The organism is Photorhabdus viridis (genome assembly GCF_040256935.1).
Taxonomy (GTDB): Bacteria; Pseudomonadota; Gammaproteobacteria; order Enterobacterales; family Enterobacteriaceae; genus Photorhabdus; species Photorhabdus viridis.
Window position 1 is genome coordinate 50,359 of record NZ_JBEJZY010000006.1, and the last position, 13,492, is coordinate 63,850.

A 13,492-nucleotide genomic window follows, 5' to 3' on the forward strand; every position below is an offset into this window, starting at 1 on the left:
CGCAATGATTATACCGGCACTAGATTTGATTGATGGCCAGATCGTAAGGTTACATCAGGGAAATTATGATCAACAGCGGGATTATCAATATGATCCTCTGTCCCATTTTCAGCAATATGCTCAACAGGGAGCAAAACTACTCCATCTGGTCGATCTGACTGGAGCTAAAGATCCATCAGCCCGCCAAACTCCTTTACTGCGAAAGTTACTTTCAGCTGTTTCTGTGCCTGTTCAGGTTGGCGGCGGCATTCGTACAGAAGAAGATGTAAAAACATTGCTTGATGCCGGCGCCAATCGGGTTGTCATTGGTTCTACCGCCATAAAACAACCGGCATTAGTTATGCAATGGTTTGAGCGTTATGGTGCAGAAAACATTGTGCTGGCACTGGATATACGCATCAATGACGCAGGTATAAAACAGGTTGCTATCAATGGCTGGCAGGAGAATTCAGCTGTCACGCTGGAACAGGTTGTTGAACAATATCTGCCTTTGGGACTGAAATATGTCCTGTGTACCGACATCTCCCGCGATGGCACGCTGAATGGCTCGAACATCGAACTCTATCGGGAAATTTGCCAATGCTATCCGCAAATTGCGTTTCAGGCTTCAGGTGGTATTGGCACGTTAAATGATATCACCTCTCTGCCTGCCAGCGGTGTAGCCGGAGTTATTATTGGTCGTGCATTACTCGACGGGAAATTTACACTAACGGAGGCAATTCAATGCTGGCAAAACGCATAATTCCTTGTCTTGATGTTCGTGATGGGCAAGTGGTTAAAGGTGTTCAGTTTCGTAACCACGAAATCATCGGCGATATTGTTCCACTGGCTCAACGCTATGCAAAAGAAGGCGCCGACGAGCTGGTTTTCTACGATATTACCGCCTCATCTGATGGGCGGGTGGTAGACAAAAGTTGGGTAGCCAGAGTGGCAGAGGTGATTGATATCCCTTTCTGCGTCGCCGGTGGCATTAAAACCGTCGAAGATGCGGGGAAAATCCTTTCATTTGGGGCAGATAAAATCTCCATCAACTCCCCTGCACTTGCTGACCCAACTTTAATTACACGTTTGGCAGATCGTTATGGCGTTCAATGCATCGTCGTAGGGATTGATAGCTGGTTTGATGAAAGCACTGGCTGCTATCAAGTTTATCAGTTTACCGGGAATGAAAAACGGACAACAGCGACTCAATGGCAAACCCTCGATTGGGTAAAAGAAGTACAGCACTGCGGCGCGGGTGAAATCGTACTGAATATGATGAACCAGGATGGTGTCCGTAATGGCTACGATCTGACGCAACTAAAACAGGTACGCGATGTCTGTCATGTCCCTCTCATTGCCTCCGGCGGCGCCGGGACACCAGAACATTTCCTTGACGCCTTTAAACAGGCAAACGTCGATGGCGCACTAGCCGCATCAGTATTCCATAAACGTATTATTAATATTGGTGAACTAAAACAGTACTTTGCACAACAAAACGTGGAGATAAGAACTTGCTGACCGAACAACAAATCGAAAAACTGGATTGGGAAAAAGTCGCTTATATGATGCCGGTTATCGTACAACATGCGGTATCCGGTGATGTCCTCATGATGGGCTATATGAATAAAGAAGCACTTAATACCACGATCAATTCAGGCAAAATCACTTTCTTTTCCCGTAGCAAACAGCGTCTGTGGACCAAAGGTGAAAGCTCCGGCCATTTTCTTAATTTGGTCAGTATCTATCCTGATTGTGACAGTGATGCCCTGTTAGCCCTCGTTGACCCGAACGGCCCCACCTGCCATTTTGGTACAAACAGCTGCTTTACTCCGGCCCAAACTGAGTGGGGGTTTCTCTACCAGCTTGAAAAATTGCTGGCTGGTCGTAAAACAGCGGACCCTGACCATTCATACACCGCAAAATTATATGCCAGCGGTACCAAACGAATCGCCCAGAAAGTCGGTGAAGAAGGTGTAGAAACCGCTTTGGCGGCTACGGTTAATAACAGAGAAGAGCTAACGAATGAAGCGGCAGACCTGATGTATCACCTGATGGTTCTTCTCCAAGACCAAAATCTGGATCTCAGTTGTGTTATTCGCCAACTACGGGAAAGATGAAACAATTGACGTGGCGGTTGGTATGAAAACTGATGCCGCCGTTCACTGCATTTTTATGGCGCCGGTCATTTTACTACGATTTCCACACTGGCTTGGTATGCCCGTTATGACCGTGGACCTCTGCATGTGACCCCGTTGAAAGGAGGCCATCCGGCTCTGGTCAGCGGATTCTGGCGAACAGACAGCATCCCTGGCAAGCAGTATTTCTTTGCTCAGGGTGCCATTGCTTTTGATGTTCAGGACGCGGAGTCAGGCACAACCGTATGGCATCTGATACGGGAAGGAAAAAATATGTGGGAATAACGGATTATCCACTGCCTCATCATGAACGGAGAGAATATAGAAACTTGGATTACTTTTCCCGGCTAAAATCACAACGGGTCGGTTTTACTTTTACTAATGGTGATGAACTGACTGTTTCTCATCTGGGTATCTCAATGACTTTGTTTAAAAAACAGGGTAATTGAGATACCCAGGAGAAAAAACAGGACATTCCACTGTTATCTATGGATCAACCAGATCACATAGCAGCTTTGAAAATTGCAACAATTTCTTCATGGCTGGCCTGAGCTGGATTAGTCAAACAACAGATATCTTTCAGGGCATTCGTTGCCATCATTGGCAAATCTTCTAGTTTGACATTCAATTCAGCCAAACCCGCCGGAATGCCAATATCTTTTGACAACTTACGAATTTCAGCAATACACGCCGCCGCCCCCTGCTGATCGTTCATGGCTCTTACATCTACCCCCATTGCTGCCGCAACGTCTTTCAAACGACCAGCAGATACTTTGGCGTTGAATTCCTGAACGTGCGGCAATAAAACAGCGTTACATACGCCGTGTGGTAAATCGTAGGAACCACCCAATTGGTGAGACATTGCATGAACATATCCAAGCAGTGCACTATTAAATGCCATACCTGCCAAAAATTGCGCATAAGCCATGTTCTCACGGGCTTTTATGTTACTTCCATCTTCTACTGCGTGGCGCAGAGATTGGCTAATCAGCGTGATCGCTTTCAACGCACAGGTATCTGTTATTGGATTAGCGCTTACAGAAACATAGGATTCAATCGCATGAGTCATAGCATCCATTCCCGTCGCTGCGGTTAAACCTTTCGGCATTCCCACCATCAATTCCGGATCGTTTACGGACAACACAGGTATGATATTTTTATCCGCAATAACCATCTTCACGTGGTGCTCCACATCCGTAATGACACAAAAACGCGTCATTTCAGATGCGGTACCCGCAGTAGTATTAATAGAAATTAATGGCAAATGTGGCTTAAATGAACGATCAGTACCTACGTAATCCCGGATATTTCCACCGTTAGCTGCTACTAACATGATGGCCTTTGCGCAATCATGTGGTGAACCACCACCTAAAGAAATAATACAATCGCTGTTATACTGACGCAGAATATCCAGACCTTCAGAAACGTTAACCGTCGTCGGATTTGGATGTGTGCCATCGTAGACCACACTCTCAATACCTACATCTGCCAGCAAAGATTGAACTTTTGCTACTATTCCAATTTCATTTAAAACATGGTCAGTTACAATAAATGCTTGCTTATAACCATAATCTTTCATCGAATTTACCGCTTCAACTAAACAGCCCACACCTATCATATTGACCAATGGCATAAAAAATTTCGTTGTTATCATCAGCAAGTCCTTAATATTAAAATAGTTTTAATATGAAAATATAAAAAATCCTCTTGCAACAAATATAAATAATAGCTCTATTTAAGTCGTATAACTTAAAAAATATAAATATATACCTCGATAGAATCAGATGATATCCATTCAAATGCCAACTTTATAATCTTTCTGGTTGGTAATATGTCTTAATATAAATATAATAAATCCAATAATTGAAAAAGATCATGTATCAATTCATTACACTATTTGCTTAGGAGTTTATTTTGTCCTCTAATGAAATATTTAACCGTCTGATTATGTTACTGGATGATAGTCATGCCCGTTATCGAGTGATAAAACATCCAACCGCAGGTCGCTCTGAAGAAGTTGCAAAAATTCGTGGTACACAACTTGGACAAGGCGCTAAAGGATTAGTTTGTCACATTAAAGGGGGAGGGTTCCGTCAATATGTACTTGCTGTACTTCCTGCGGATCAACAAGCTGATCTCTTCGTACTGGCAAAACAGCTCGGTGGCGCTCGTGCATCCTTGGCAAGTCCTAAAGAAGTTTCTGAACTGACTCAATGTGTGTTCGGTGCTATTCCACCTTTCAGTTTCCATCCGGATTTAAAACTGGTTGCAGACCCTTTATTGTTTGAGCGCTTTGATGAACTTGCCTTTAATGCCGGCAGTCTTGAATGCTCTGTCATTCTCAACACCAAAGATTATCACCGAATTGCACAACCTGAACTGGTGAATTTTCGGCGGACCGAATAAATACAATTACAGAAAATTAAAGTGATAATAGGTCGATTGAAGTTGAAGAGATGTCATAAGTAAATTTCATTGCTAACTTAAGGTAAGCAAATAATTCTCAATTCAATGATGAAAAATTAATTAAATAGTCTATAGGAATAGGCTATTTAAGATAATACTTTAAGTTTTTTCATTTAAAGCAGTAACTATTCCCCCCCGCAAATTCATATCATTAGATAATGATTATCATTATGTTCACATTATATGAACATTAAACAGACAGATATAATTATCAAATACCATGAATATCTAATTATTCACTGTTTAGTCATATACAAAAAGTTATCAATTACTTTAGGGGATAATTCCCCATCCAAATAAAGGTATTCCTTGATAGGAATTTTCAATTATTTTAATTTCAGAACCTTTATTTCAACCTTTAGCCAAAAAATAGCATGTCAATTATATTAACGTTATATTGGCAACAATTTAATATATCTGTTCATTATATTTTATTAAATACAAAAACCCCACACTCATTGTATTCTGAATTTGCTTTCAGAAAGAAAGATTACATTTTTCCAAAATAAGTTTTTTAAGGAGTAAAGAAATATGACTGATAAATTAGTTACAGGTGCAACCTTTTTCGATAGAAAATACTATCTAGGAGAAGCGCATCATTATCCAGAAAACGATAGCATTATTCCACTGCCTTACGATCTCAACGATAGATTTCGTTCAGTGAAAATTGGAACGCTATCAAAAGTCTATGCGTGGCGTCATTATAGTAATTGGGAACCAGGCCAACGTTACCGTGAATGGGAATATGATCATCCAGATATTGATAGAGAAATTAAAGGATTATCTAAATTTAAAATCGCACCAAAGGATACATGCCTGGTTGCATTAAGAATCATTGATGACACCAATTCAGGTATAAGATTCTCCATGTTCACAAATACACATTGTGTAGGCCCAGTTGAAACGACGACTGATGATGATTATGCGCTCGTTGGTATACTCCCATATAATATAGAGTTAGTCACTGCTATTGCGATAAGGAATACCAAAACTGGAGTATATATTAATAACGGATCATTCTATTTTCATCGTGATTCAAATGGTGTTGTTACTATTGATGAGAAGGCTAATTTCCCTAAAAATCTGAGAATAGTCAACGCAGGTAATAACCGCTTTGATATTCATATCATCAGTACCGACTTTTCGTTCTAATCTGGGTATGATGCAATAATAATTAATCCTTGTTTTCAGACAGGCTACGTTCTGAAAATTTAAGTAACACCGTTGCGGCATATCATCATCAACCGCAACGGTGTATTCCAAGATCATCAAAGACTTTGATAATATAAATTATTTCTTCTTATTTATCAATACTTAATAAATAACCTGTAGTAAATGATGATAAAAAACAGGTCGTAGTCTCTGCCGGAACAGTAAATTTTTCAACAATCGATAATTCACTTCCATCTATTCCTCTTTTCAGAAAAAGACTTATCTAATGATTCTCTTATGAATTATCTAAAAATCCAACCATTCCATTATTATATATTTATTTATAGGTATTTACGTAATATTATTCATGAAAAATAACTTGATAGTATTTGTCCAAAATACCAAATGTGAAAAATATTCATATTAAATGAGAATGCTAAAATTAAGGTAAAAATCTTACTGTAAATATCAACATTTAATATTTCAAACAATATGTTGCATTTATTATATGAATCTACTATCTATATATTATTCACATCAACTTTGAGGAGTAGAAAAAATGACAAAATAATTAATCACAGGTGTAAAATTTTTCGAAGAAAAAACGATCAAGGTAAGTCACACGAATATCCTGGACTTGATAGAATCATATCGCTCCCTTCAGAGCTTAACGACAAATTTCGCTCAGTAAGAATTGGAAAATTATCAAAAGTTCATATATGGCATCACTATAACGATCCAGAGAATAAATACTATGAATGGGTGATCGATAATCCAGATATTGATAAATAAATTAGAGGATCATCTAAATTCAGGGTTGTCCAGAAAGAGATAGTCACTTCAATATATGTAAGAAATACCAACACCGGAGAATATATTGGCAACGGAGCATTCTATTTCTCTTACTCTTTCTCTTATAATGCACATGGTGCTGCAATCATCACTCTCAGATAAATCATTTTCTGAAAATTAATTTAAGCCGCACCGTTGCGGCACACGATCAAAAAACCGCAACGGCGCACCCAGAATTATCGAGGAAGCTAAAACGACATCATACCCAATACAAACGCTTCACTCTTCCGGTCAATCGTTGATAACAGGATCTACTCCATCCATTCAGTGTGAAAAACACCCTCTTTATCAGTACGCTTATAAGTATGGGCACCGAAGTAGTCACGTTGCGCCTGAATCAGATTTGCTGGTAATACGGCTGAACGGTAGCTGTCATAGTAAGAAATAGCTGCGGAAAAAGTGGGAGTTGGAATGCCATTCTGCACACCATAAGAGACAACATCACGCAACGCCTGCTGATATTCATCAGCAATTTTCTTGAAGTAAGGCGCCAATAACAGGTTGGCAATATCTGCATTTCCGTTATATGCATCAGTAATTTTTTGCAAGAATTGAGCGCGAATGATGCAACCAGCGCGAAAAATTCCAGCGATCTCACCGTAATTCAAGTTCCATTGGTACTCATCAGATGCCGCTTTCAATTGCTGAAAGCCCTGAGCATATGAGACGATTTTACCTAGATAGAGTGCACGGCGCACTTTCTCAATAAATTCAGCTTTATCATCTTTGAATGGCTGTACTTGCGGCCCACTCAAAACTTTAGCAGCAGCAACTCGCTGATCTTTCAGAGAAGAGATATAACGTGCAAATACAGATTCAGTGATCAGCGTCAATGGAATACCCAAGTCCAAAGAGCTCTGGCTGGTCCACTTACCCGTCCCTTTATTTGCTGCTTCGTCCAAAATCACATCAACCAGATATTGGCCTGCTTCATCTTTCTTACGGAAAATATCAGCCGTGATTTCAATCAAATAGCTGCTCAGTTCACCATTATTCCAATCAGTGAAAATTTCATACAACTCTTCATTGCTCAGATTCAGAGCGTTTTTCAGTAAGGAATAGGCTTCAGCTATGAGCTGCATATCACCGTATTCAATCCCATTGTGAACCATTTTTACATAATGACCGGCGCCATCCGGGCCAATATATGCCACACAAGGTTCACCTTCAGCTTTAGCCGCAATCTCTTGCAGAATTGGCGCAACCAACTCATACGCCTCTTTTTGACCGCCCGGCATGATTGATGGCCCCTTCAATGCCCCTTCTTCACCACCGGAAACACCTGTACCGATAAAATTAAAGCCCTGAGCAGAAAGTTCCCGGTTACGGCGGATAGTATCCTGAAAATAGGTATTACCACCATCAATCAAAATGTCACCTTTATCCAGATGCGGAGTCAGTGAAGCGATAGTTTTATCGGTTGCTTCGCCAGCCTTAACCATAAGCAGAATACGGCGCGGTTTTTCCAGTGAATCGACAAACTCTTCGATAGTGTAACTTGGGACTAATTTTTTCCCTGGATTTTCGGCAATCACTTCGTCAGTTTTATCACTTGAACGATTAAATATAGATACGGAATAACCACGGCTTTCAATATTCAGCGCCAGGTTACGCCCCATCACCGCCATACCGACAACACCAATCTGCTGCTTGGACATGAATAACTCCTGTCTGATGATAATACTTGCACACTAATTATCATTAGTATGCAATTTGTTAATGTGATCACATGTTAACTCAGGATTAGGCTCAGTGGATAGTTATTGGTGCTATCAATACCGCCATAACTTATTTTTTGAAAAAAACTTCCTCAGATGAAAAATCAACTATTGAAATTTTATGAGTCAATGCCCATTATTCATTATTCGGCATAAGCCGTCATATTAAGAAAGGTAAAACAAACGGTATGGAATGGATCGCAGATCCGACGATATGGGCTGGACTGGTTACTCTTATCGTTCTAGAAATTGTCCTCGGAATCGACAACCTGGTCTTTATTGCCATTCTGGCAGATAAACTTCCTGAAAAACTAAGAGACAAAGCGCGTATCACAGGGTTGACCTGCGCACTACTGATGCGTGTCGTGTTGCTTTTTAGTCTCTCCTGGCTGATAACGCTAACTAATCCATTAATTACGCTTTGGGAACATCCATTCAGTGCCCGTGATTTGATTATGCTGGTAGGTGGCCTTTTCTTGCTATTCAAAGCGACTATGGAGCTAAACGAACGACTGGAAGGCAAAGATGCACACTCAGGGCAACAACGCAAAACGTCTAAATTTTGGACGGTTGTCGCGCAGATCATTGTCCTTGATGCCGTCTTCTCTCTAGACTCAGTGATTACTGCTGTCGGTATGGTTAATAATATTGGTATCATGATCGCAGCAGTAACCATCGCGATGTTCCTGATGATACTGGCAAGTAAGCCGTTAACAACCTTCGTCAATGCTCATCCAACCATCGTTATTCTCTGTCTGAGCTTCTTGCTGATGATTGGTTTCAGTCTGGTTGCCGAAGGTTTTGGTTATTACATACCAAAAGGTTACTTGTATGCCGCCATCGGCTTCTCAATTATGATTGAATCCTTAAACCAGTTCGCTCAATTTAACCGCCGCAGATTTCTTACCGCTTCCCGCTCACTACGTGAAAGAACAGCGGAGGCGGTTTTGCGTATCCTCAGTGGTAAACATGAAAAGGCAGAATTGGATAACCATACATCTAATCTGATTTCTGATAATCAAGAAGTGTTTGATCCACAAGAACGCCAGATGATTGCCAGAGTTTTGGGTATGGCGCAGCGTAACGTCAACAGTATCATGACCTCACGCCACGACGTGGAATACCTTGATATCAATGCACCGGCGGAAAATCTGACGCAAATACTGAGTAAAAACCCTCACACACGTATTGTCGTGACAGATGAAAATGTCAGTGACGAACCATTAGGTGTTGTCCATGTCATTGATTTACTGAATCAACAACTCAACCAGCAGCCTTTTGATTTGCATTCGTTGATAAAACAACCGCTGATTTTCCCTGAGCAACTTTCCCTGCTTCAGGCGTTGGAACAGTTCCGCCAGGCACAGACTCACTTCGCGTTTGTCGTCGATGAATTTGGTTCTGTGGAAGGTGTCGTTACTCTGACCGATGTCATGGAAACTATCGCGGGTAATCTGCCGGTAGATGGCGAAGAAACTGATGCCCGTCATGATATTCAAACGACTGAAAATGGCTGCTGGATTGCCAATGGTTATATGCCGCTGGATGATTTGATCCTTTACGTTCCTTTGCAACTGGATGAGAAGCGTGAATATCAAACCTTAGCAGGCTTATTGATGGAGCATTCACAACATATTCCACAACAAGGTGAGCAATTGCAGATTGATAATTATCTGTTTGAGCCATTGGAAGTCACAAGTCACCGAATTAATAAGGTAAAAATTACGCCATTGGTTTCAGAGGAAGAAGATAAAGAATAACCCGGAGCTATTTCACCAGCATCACCAAGTTCTTATTTTCCTCCAGGAATAAAATAAAAGCCCGGTCAGTTCTGATGAACTGTACCGGGGCATTGAATCCCTTGACGGCATTCATTATAACTTCGCAGTTTAACCCAGCAAACTTCAATGGTTCAACAAAGCGCACCGAATGCACCAGAGCGTTCTATTGTTCTTTATTACTATTGCTATTACGTTCAACCCAATCATTGATAGCCTGCTTTGCTTTGTTCTCCAGCTCATTACGTAACAATTGCTCAATATCAAAGTTGTATTTCAGATTACTCCAATTACCATAAACCCGCAGTGGTACTTTCAGTTTTCGCAAACGGCGCACCCATTCATCATCTGCACCCCACCCTTGTGTTACCTGCACTTTTAAAGCAACATCAACATCTTGTTTAAGCAAGTTGGCCTCACCCTGGCCGTCAATATTTAGCAGCTCGGATACGGCATGAAGCTGACTGATTTTTACATCACCCTGATTAAGTACTGCTTTAATATCAAGCCTTTTGGCACGGGTAAAGTTATCCATATCATCAGGAATATTCACTTTATTCGTTGCACGAGCAACAGATTGCCGGATCAATTGGGAGATATTCAATCCATACATTTTTGCATTAACTAAACTAAAATTAAGATCACCATGCCAAATATGCGAAATAGCATAACCACCATATCCTTTACCAGAAAGATCGCCATTAAGATTGAATTTACCACTAAATGCCTGTGGTAAAGAAAATGCTTTGAGTACGGGTTCCAATTCTATATCTTGCAGTAAAGGTTTGGTATGCAATTTAAGTTGATTGCCTGTTGCATCCAGAATGGTTGGAAGGGAGAAATGACCACCAAATAATTTCCCACTCAGAACAGAAATTTCGGCAATACCTTCATTACTCTCGGCTTTAAATATCAGGTCATCGATTTCCATCCCCCGATAAATAAATTTGTTCGCATTAACAGTAACACCGGCATCAAAATCATTCAAAAATGTAGCGCTATAATCAAGCTGAGCTGGACTCGAAACCGCAATCACTGGTTTAGCCGAACTATTCTCTATCCGGTAATGGCGTTTTGCTTCTGAGTTATCTTCAGAAAGCAAATCCCACCCCACCAGATTATCTAAATTCAATTTTTGGGAAGATAAATTTATCTGATAATCAGGGTGAGCACCTAATATTGCCTTTATACTGCCATGCAGATCACTCTCATTAGCAGTGAAATTCAGTGCCTGTAGAGAGATTGTTTGTGGTTTATCTGCCGTTTTTTCCTGATAAACAGCATTCACTTTTCCCGAACCACTAATTCCTGCCGTGGGTATACCTACCCCCTGAAGCTGATAATCGAAAGAATCAATATTACCGGCAACACGATATGGATAACCAGAAATGTCTACATTTGCATTAAGATTAAAAGCCAGTTCTTGTTGATTCTTATTGACCTTACTGCTCAATTCCACACTGATATGGTTTTGATCACCCCGTTTCATAAGCAGATTAATATCGCGGACATTCAACTGAGCGTGATCATCGCTTTGCCAGATAAGTAAACTGTCAGCGACTTTAATTCTGGCAATATCAAGTTTCCAGCGTTCCCCTTTAGCGACAGGATTTGCTGGATTCCCTTTCGGTGCAATAGGGGCATTCTCTTTTTCCTGAACTTTGCTTTCCGGGGTTAATCGCAACACCGCCCCTTTTAACATCACCTCTTTAACTACAAGCTGATGGGAAAGCAGTGGCCACAGCTCCACATCCAGGCGCATATTTTCTGCCGTCACTGCCGGCTGCGCCGCTCCCGGTGCAGTTAATGACATGCGCCCGGTAATAATGCTGAGTTTTGGCCAGGCATGCCAGCGCATGCCGTCTTGCAGAACAAGCTGATAGCCACTCTTCTTTTGCACCTGCTTAACCATATAAGCACGAAAGTCATTCGGGTTCACTAACATGACTAATGTCGCCAAACCGGTAATAATCACGACCAGCAAAATAACCAGTGTCGTCAGTAATCTTTTCATGACTTCCTCAGCTTTATTAAAGCGGTAAATGCGACTCAGTAACCGATAAAAACATTAATCTTCATCAATACGGCTACTCACCGCACCTTGCTGATTTTTATATTTTGCATCCTGACGACGATTATATGGACGATCAGCCGGGCCAGATAACGGTTCAAAACTCAAAGCACCGATCACCATACCCGGACGCAGCGCCAGAGGCAATTTACCCGAATTATAGAATTCGAGAACAATCTGACCATGCCAGCCCGGATCGATGCGGTGCGCCGTCACATGCACCATCAATCCAAGACGGGCAAGAGAAGAACGTCCATCAAGCCAGCCCACCAAATCATCAGGCAATGTGACGGATTCCAAAGTGACAGCCAGTGCCAACTCTCCGGGATGGAGGAAAAAAACCTCATCATCAGGCAGGATAATTTCATCGCTCATCACGCGATCAAGGGCAGCGCTCACTTCATCTTTTGGACCACTCAAATCAATATACGCGGCAGTATGACCACGGAAAACACGAAACTGGTTTCCAAGGCGCACATCAGCCGTTGCCCCGTTAATTCGTTCAATCGGCGGACGCGGAGAAATGACCAATTTACCTTCATCAAGCCATTTAATAATGTCACGGTCACAGAGTCGCATTCTTTTCCCTCTCAAATACGATGATGCTTATCAATGCCTGACAAGCAAAGTTTTATTATTCGCAGAACTGACCAATTTTGGCTTTCAGCACATCAATCGCTACGCGGTTTTTACCCCCGCGCGGCACAATAATATCTGCATATTGTTTTGATGGTTCAATAAATTGCAGAAACATTGGACGTACAGTTTTATGATATTGCTCAATCACAGAATCCAGAGAACGCCCCCGTTCATTAACATCCCGTTTAATACGACGCATAAGACAAATATCCAACGGTGTATCAATGAAAATAGAGAAGTCCATCTCCTGGCGCAAGCGCTTATCCGTCAATAACAGAATACCTTCCAGAATAATAACTCTTTTCGGCGCAAAATGAATCGATTCTGACTTTCGGGTATGCGCGACATAATCATACTGTGGTAATTCAATTGATTTACCGGCTTTTAGATCTTGCAGGTGAGAAAAGAGCAGATTGTGATCCATGGAACTTGGGTGGTCATAATTGGTCTTATAACGCTCTTCCATTGATAGATCGCTTTGGTCTTTATAGTAACAATCTTCTGGGATAATACCGATGTTGTGATCACCAACCTGAGCGCGTAGTTCACGGTAAAGTGTATTCGCAATGAGACTTTTACCTGAGGCAGATGCACCGGAAATTCCTACAATTGTGCACTGATGTGCTTCGTCAGCCATAATAGAGATTAACCTGATTCTAGAAAAAATGGGGAACAAAGCACCTAAGAGTGCTAAGTCGG

The 13,492-nt window shown here is 41.4% G+C and carries 14 protein-coding genes and 1 pseudogene; 10 read left to right on the forward strand and 5 right to left on the reverse strand.

Going from position 1 to position 13,492, the window contains the following annotated elements; all coding sequences use genetic code 11:
* Positions 1-4 precede the first annotated feature (4 nt).
* The 5 genes and pseudogenes from hisA to ABR397_RS03555 all read left to right on the forward strand — a co-directional run bounded on the left by hisA (position 5) and on the right by ABR397_RS03555 (position 2,566).
* Entirely contained in the window at positions 5-742 is a 738-nt protein-coding gene (gene hisA / locus ABR397_RS03535; protein ID WP_350304503.1) for a 1-(5-phosphoribosyl)-5-[(5-phosphoribosylamino)methylideneamino]imidazole-4-carboxamide isomerase, read from the forward strand.
* On the forward strand, positions 724-1,500 hold the full coding sequence (hisF, locus tag ABR397_RS03540) for an imidazole glycerol phosphate synthase subunit HisF (protein WP_350304504.1): 777 nt from the start codon (positions 724-726) through the stop codon (positions 1,498-1,500). The genes hisA and hisF overlap by 19 nt, the downstream gene beginning before the upstream one ends.
* Positions 1,494-2,099: a bifunctional phosphoribosyl-AMP cyclohydrolase/phosphoribosyl-ATP diphosphatase HisIE gene (gene hisIE / locus ABR397_RS03545; protein ID WP_350304505.1), complete on the forward strand. Its 606-nt coding sequence runs from the start codon at positions 1,494-1,496 to the stop codon at positions 2,097-2,099. Before hisF ends, hisIE begins: the two co-directional genes overlap by 7 nt.
* Positions 2,100-2,141: 42 nt before the next feature.
* A pseudogene (locus ABR397_RS03550) lies at positions 2,142-2,402 on the forward strand (hypothetical protein); the annotation flags it as partial.
* Positions 2,393-2,566, forward strand: coding sequence for a hypothetical protein (locus tag ABR397_RS03555; protein WP_350304566.1), 174 nt, complete (start codon positions 2,393-2,395; stop codon positions 2,564-2,566). The pseudogene ABR397_RS03550 and the gene ABR397_RS03555, both read left to right, overlap by 10 nt.
* A 53-nt stretch (positions 2,567-2,619) precedes the next feature.
* Here the strand turns inward: ABR397_RS03555 and yiaY are convergent, their stop codons facing one another.
* Complete coding sequence (gene yiaY / locus ABR397_RS03560) at positions 2,620-3,771, reverse strand: L-threonine dehydrogenase (protein ID WP_350304506.1); 1,152 nt, start codon at positions 3,769-3,771, stop codon at positions 2,620-2,622.
* A 260-nt stretch (positions 3,772-4,031) separates the two neighbouring features.
* Between yiaY and ABR397_RS03565 the strand changes: the two genes are divergently transcribed.
* The 4 genes from ABR397_RS03565 (at position 4,032) to ABR397_RS03580 (ending at position 6,689) form a co-directional block, all read left to right on the forward strand.
* Positions 4,032-4,523 carry a YbaK/prolyl-tRNA synthetase associated domain-containing protein gene (locus ABR397_RS03565; RefSeq protein ID WP_350304507.1) on the forward strand — a complete coding sequence of 164 codons (492 nt, stop codon included), beginning with the start codon at positions 4,032-4,034 and terminating at the stop codon, positions 4,521-4,523.
* Between the two features lie 591 nt (positions 4,524-5,114).
* Positions 5,115-5,735 (forward strand): beta/gamma crystallin domain-containing protein, encoded by a 621-nt coding sequence (locus tag ABR397_RS03570; protein ID WP_350304508.1) that lies wholly within the window; start codon positions 5,115-5,117, stop codon positions 5,733-5,735.
* A 492-nt stretch (positions 5,736-6,227) separates the two neighbouring features.
* On the forward strand, positions 6,228-6,527 hold the full coding sequence (locus ABR397_RS03575; protein WP_350304509.1) for a beta/gamma crystallin domain-containing protein: 300 nt from the start codon (positions 6,228-6,230) through the stop codon (positions 6,525-6,527).
* 39 nt (positions 6,528-6,566) lie between these two features.
* Positions 6,567-6,689 (forward strand): hypothetical protein, encoded by a 123-nt coding sequence (locus tag ABR397_RS03580; RefSeq protein WP_350304562.1) that lies wholly within the window; start codon positions 6,567-6,569, stop codon positions 6,687-6,689.
* A gap of 149 nt (positions 6,690-6,838) precedes the next feature.
* On the opposite strand, the gene gndA is transcribed toward ABR397_RS03580, so the two are convergent.
* Complete coding sequence (gene gndA / locus ABR397_RS03585; RefSeq protein ID WP_350304510.1) at positions 6,839-8,245, reverse strand: NADP-dependent phosphogluconate dehydrogenase; 1,407 nt, start codon at positions 8,243-8,245, stop codon at positions 6,839-6,841.
* 248 nt (positions 8,246-8,493) lie between these two features.
* Here gndA and ABR397_RS03590 point away from each other — a divergent pair, with 248 nt between their 5' ends.
* The gene (locus ABR397_RS03590) at positions 8,494-10,065 is read left to right on the forward strand and encodes a TerC family protein (protein ID WP_350304511.1); all 1,572 of its coding nucleotides are present in this window, start codon (positions 8,494-8,496) and stop codon (positions 10,063-10,065) included.
* A 184-nt stretch (positions 10,066-10,249) separates the two neighbouring features.
* Here ABR397_RS03590 and asmA read toward each other — a convergent pair whose 3' ends face one another.
* The 3 genes from asmA to udk are packed head-to-tail and all read right to left on the reverse strand — an operon-like array spanning position 10,250 to position 13,430.
* Positions 10,250-12,097, reverse strand: coding sequence for an outer membrane assembly protein AsmA (gene asmA, locus ABR397_RS03595; protein WP_350304512.1), 1,848 nt, complete (start codon positions 12,095-12,097; stop codon positions 10,250-10,252).
* 54 nt (positions 12,098-12,151) lie between these two features.
* Entirely contained in the window at positions 12,152-12,733 is a 582-nt protein-coding gene (gene dcd / locus ABR397_RS03600; RefSeq protein WP_036850859.1) for a dCTP deaminase, read from the reverse strand.
* 55 nt (positions 12,734-12,788) lie between these two features.
* A complete protein-coding gene (gene udk, locus ABR397_RS03605) occupies positions 12,789-13,430 on the reverse strand; it encodes a uridine kinase (RefSeq protein ID WP_350304513.1) in 642 nt (213 codons plus the stop codon).
* Between the last annotated feature and the right edge of the window lie 62 nt (positions 13,431-13,492).

Excerpts from the sequence above, each read along its gene's own strand:
- gndA (WP_350304510.1), bottom strand. The coding sequence starts at position 8,245 with ATGTCCAAGCAGCAGATTGGTGTTGTCGGTATGGCGGTGATGGGGCGT.
- hisA (WP_350304503.1), top strand. The coding sequence starts at position 5 with ATGATTATACCGGCACTAGATTTGATTGATGGCCAGATCGTAAGGTTA.
- udk (WP_350304513.1), bottom strand. The coding sequence starts at position 13,430 with ATGGCTGACGAAGCACATCAGTGCACAATTGTAGGAATTTCCGGTGCA.
- yiaY (WP_350304506.1), bottom strand. The coding sequence starts at position 3,771 with ATGATAACAACGAAATTTTTTATGCCATTGGTCAATATGATAGGTGTG.
- hisF (WP_350304504.1), top strand. The coding sequence starts at position 724 with ATGCTGGCAAAACGCATAATTCCTTGTCTTGATGTTCGTGATGGGCAA.
- asmA (WP_350304512.1), bottom strand. The coding sequence starts at position 12,097 with ATGAAAAGATTACTGACGACACTGGTTATTTTGCTGGTCGTGATTATT.
- ABR397_RS03575 (WP_350304509.1), top strand. The coding sequence starts at position 6,228 with ATGTTGCATTTATTATATGAATCTACTATCTATATATTATTCACATCA.
- dcd (WP_036850859.1), bottom strand. The coding sequence starts at position 12,733 with ATGCGACTCTGTGACCGTGACATTATTAAATGGCTTGATGAAGGTAAA.
- ABR397_RS03590 (WP_350304511.1), top strand. The coding sequence starts at position 8,494 with ATGGAATGGATCGCAGATCCGACGATATGGGCTGGACTGGTTACTCTT.
- ABR397_RS03570 (WP_350304508.1), top strand. The coding sequence starts at position 5,115 with ATGACTGATAAATTAGTTACAGGTGCAACCTTTTTCGATAGAAAATAC.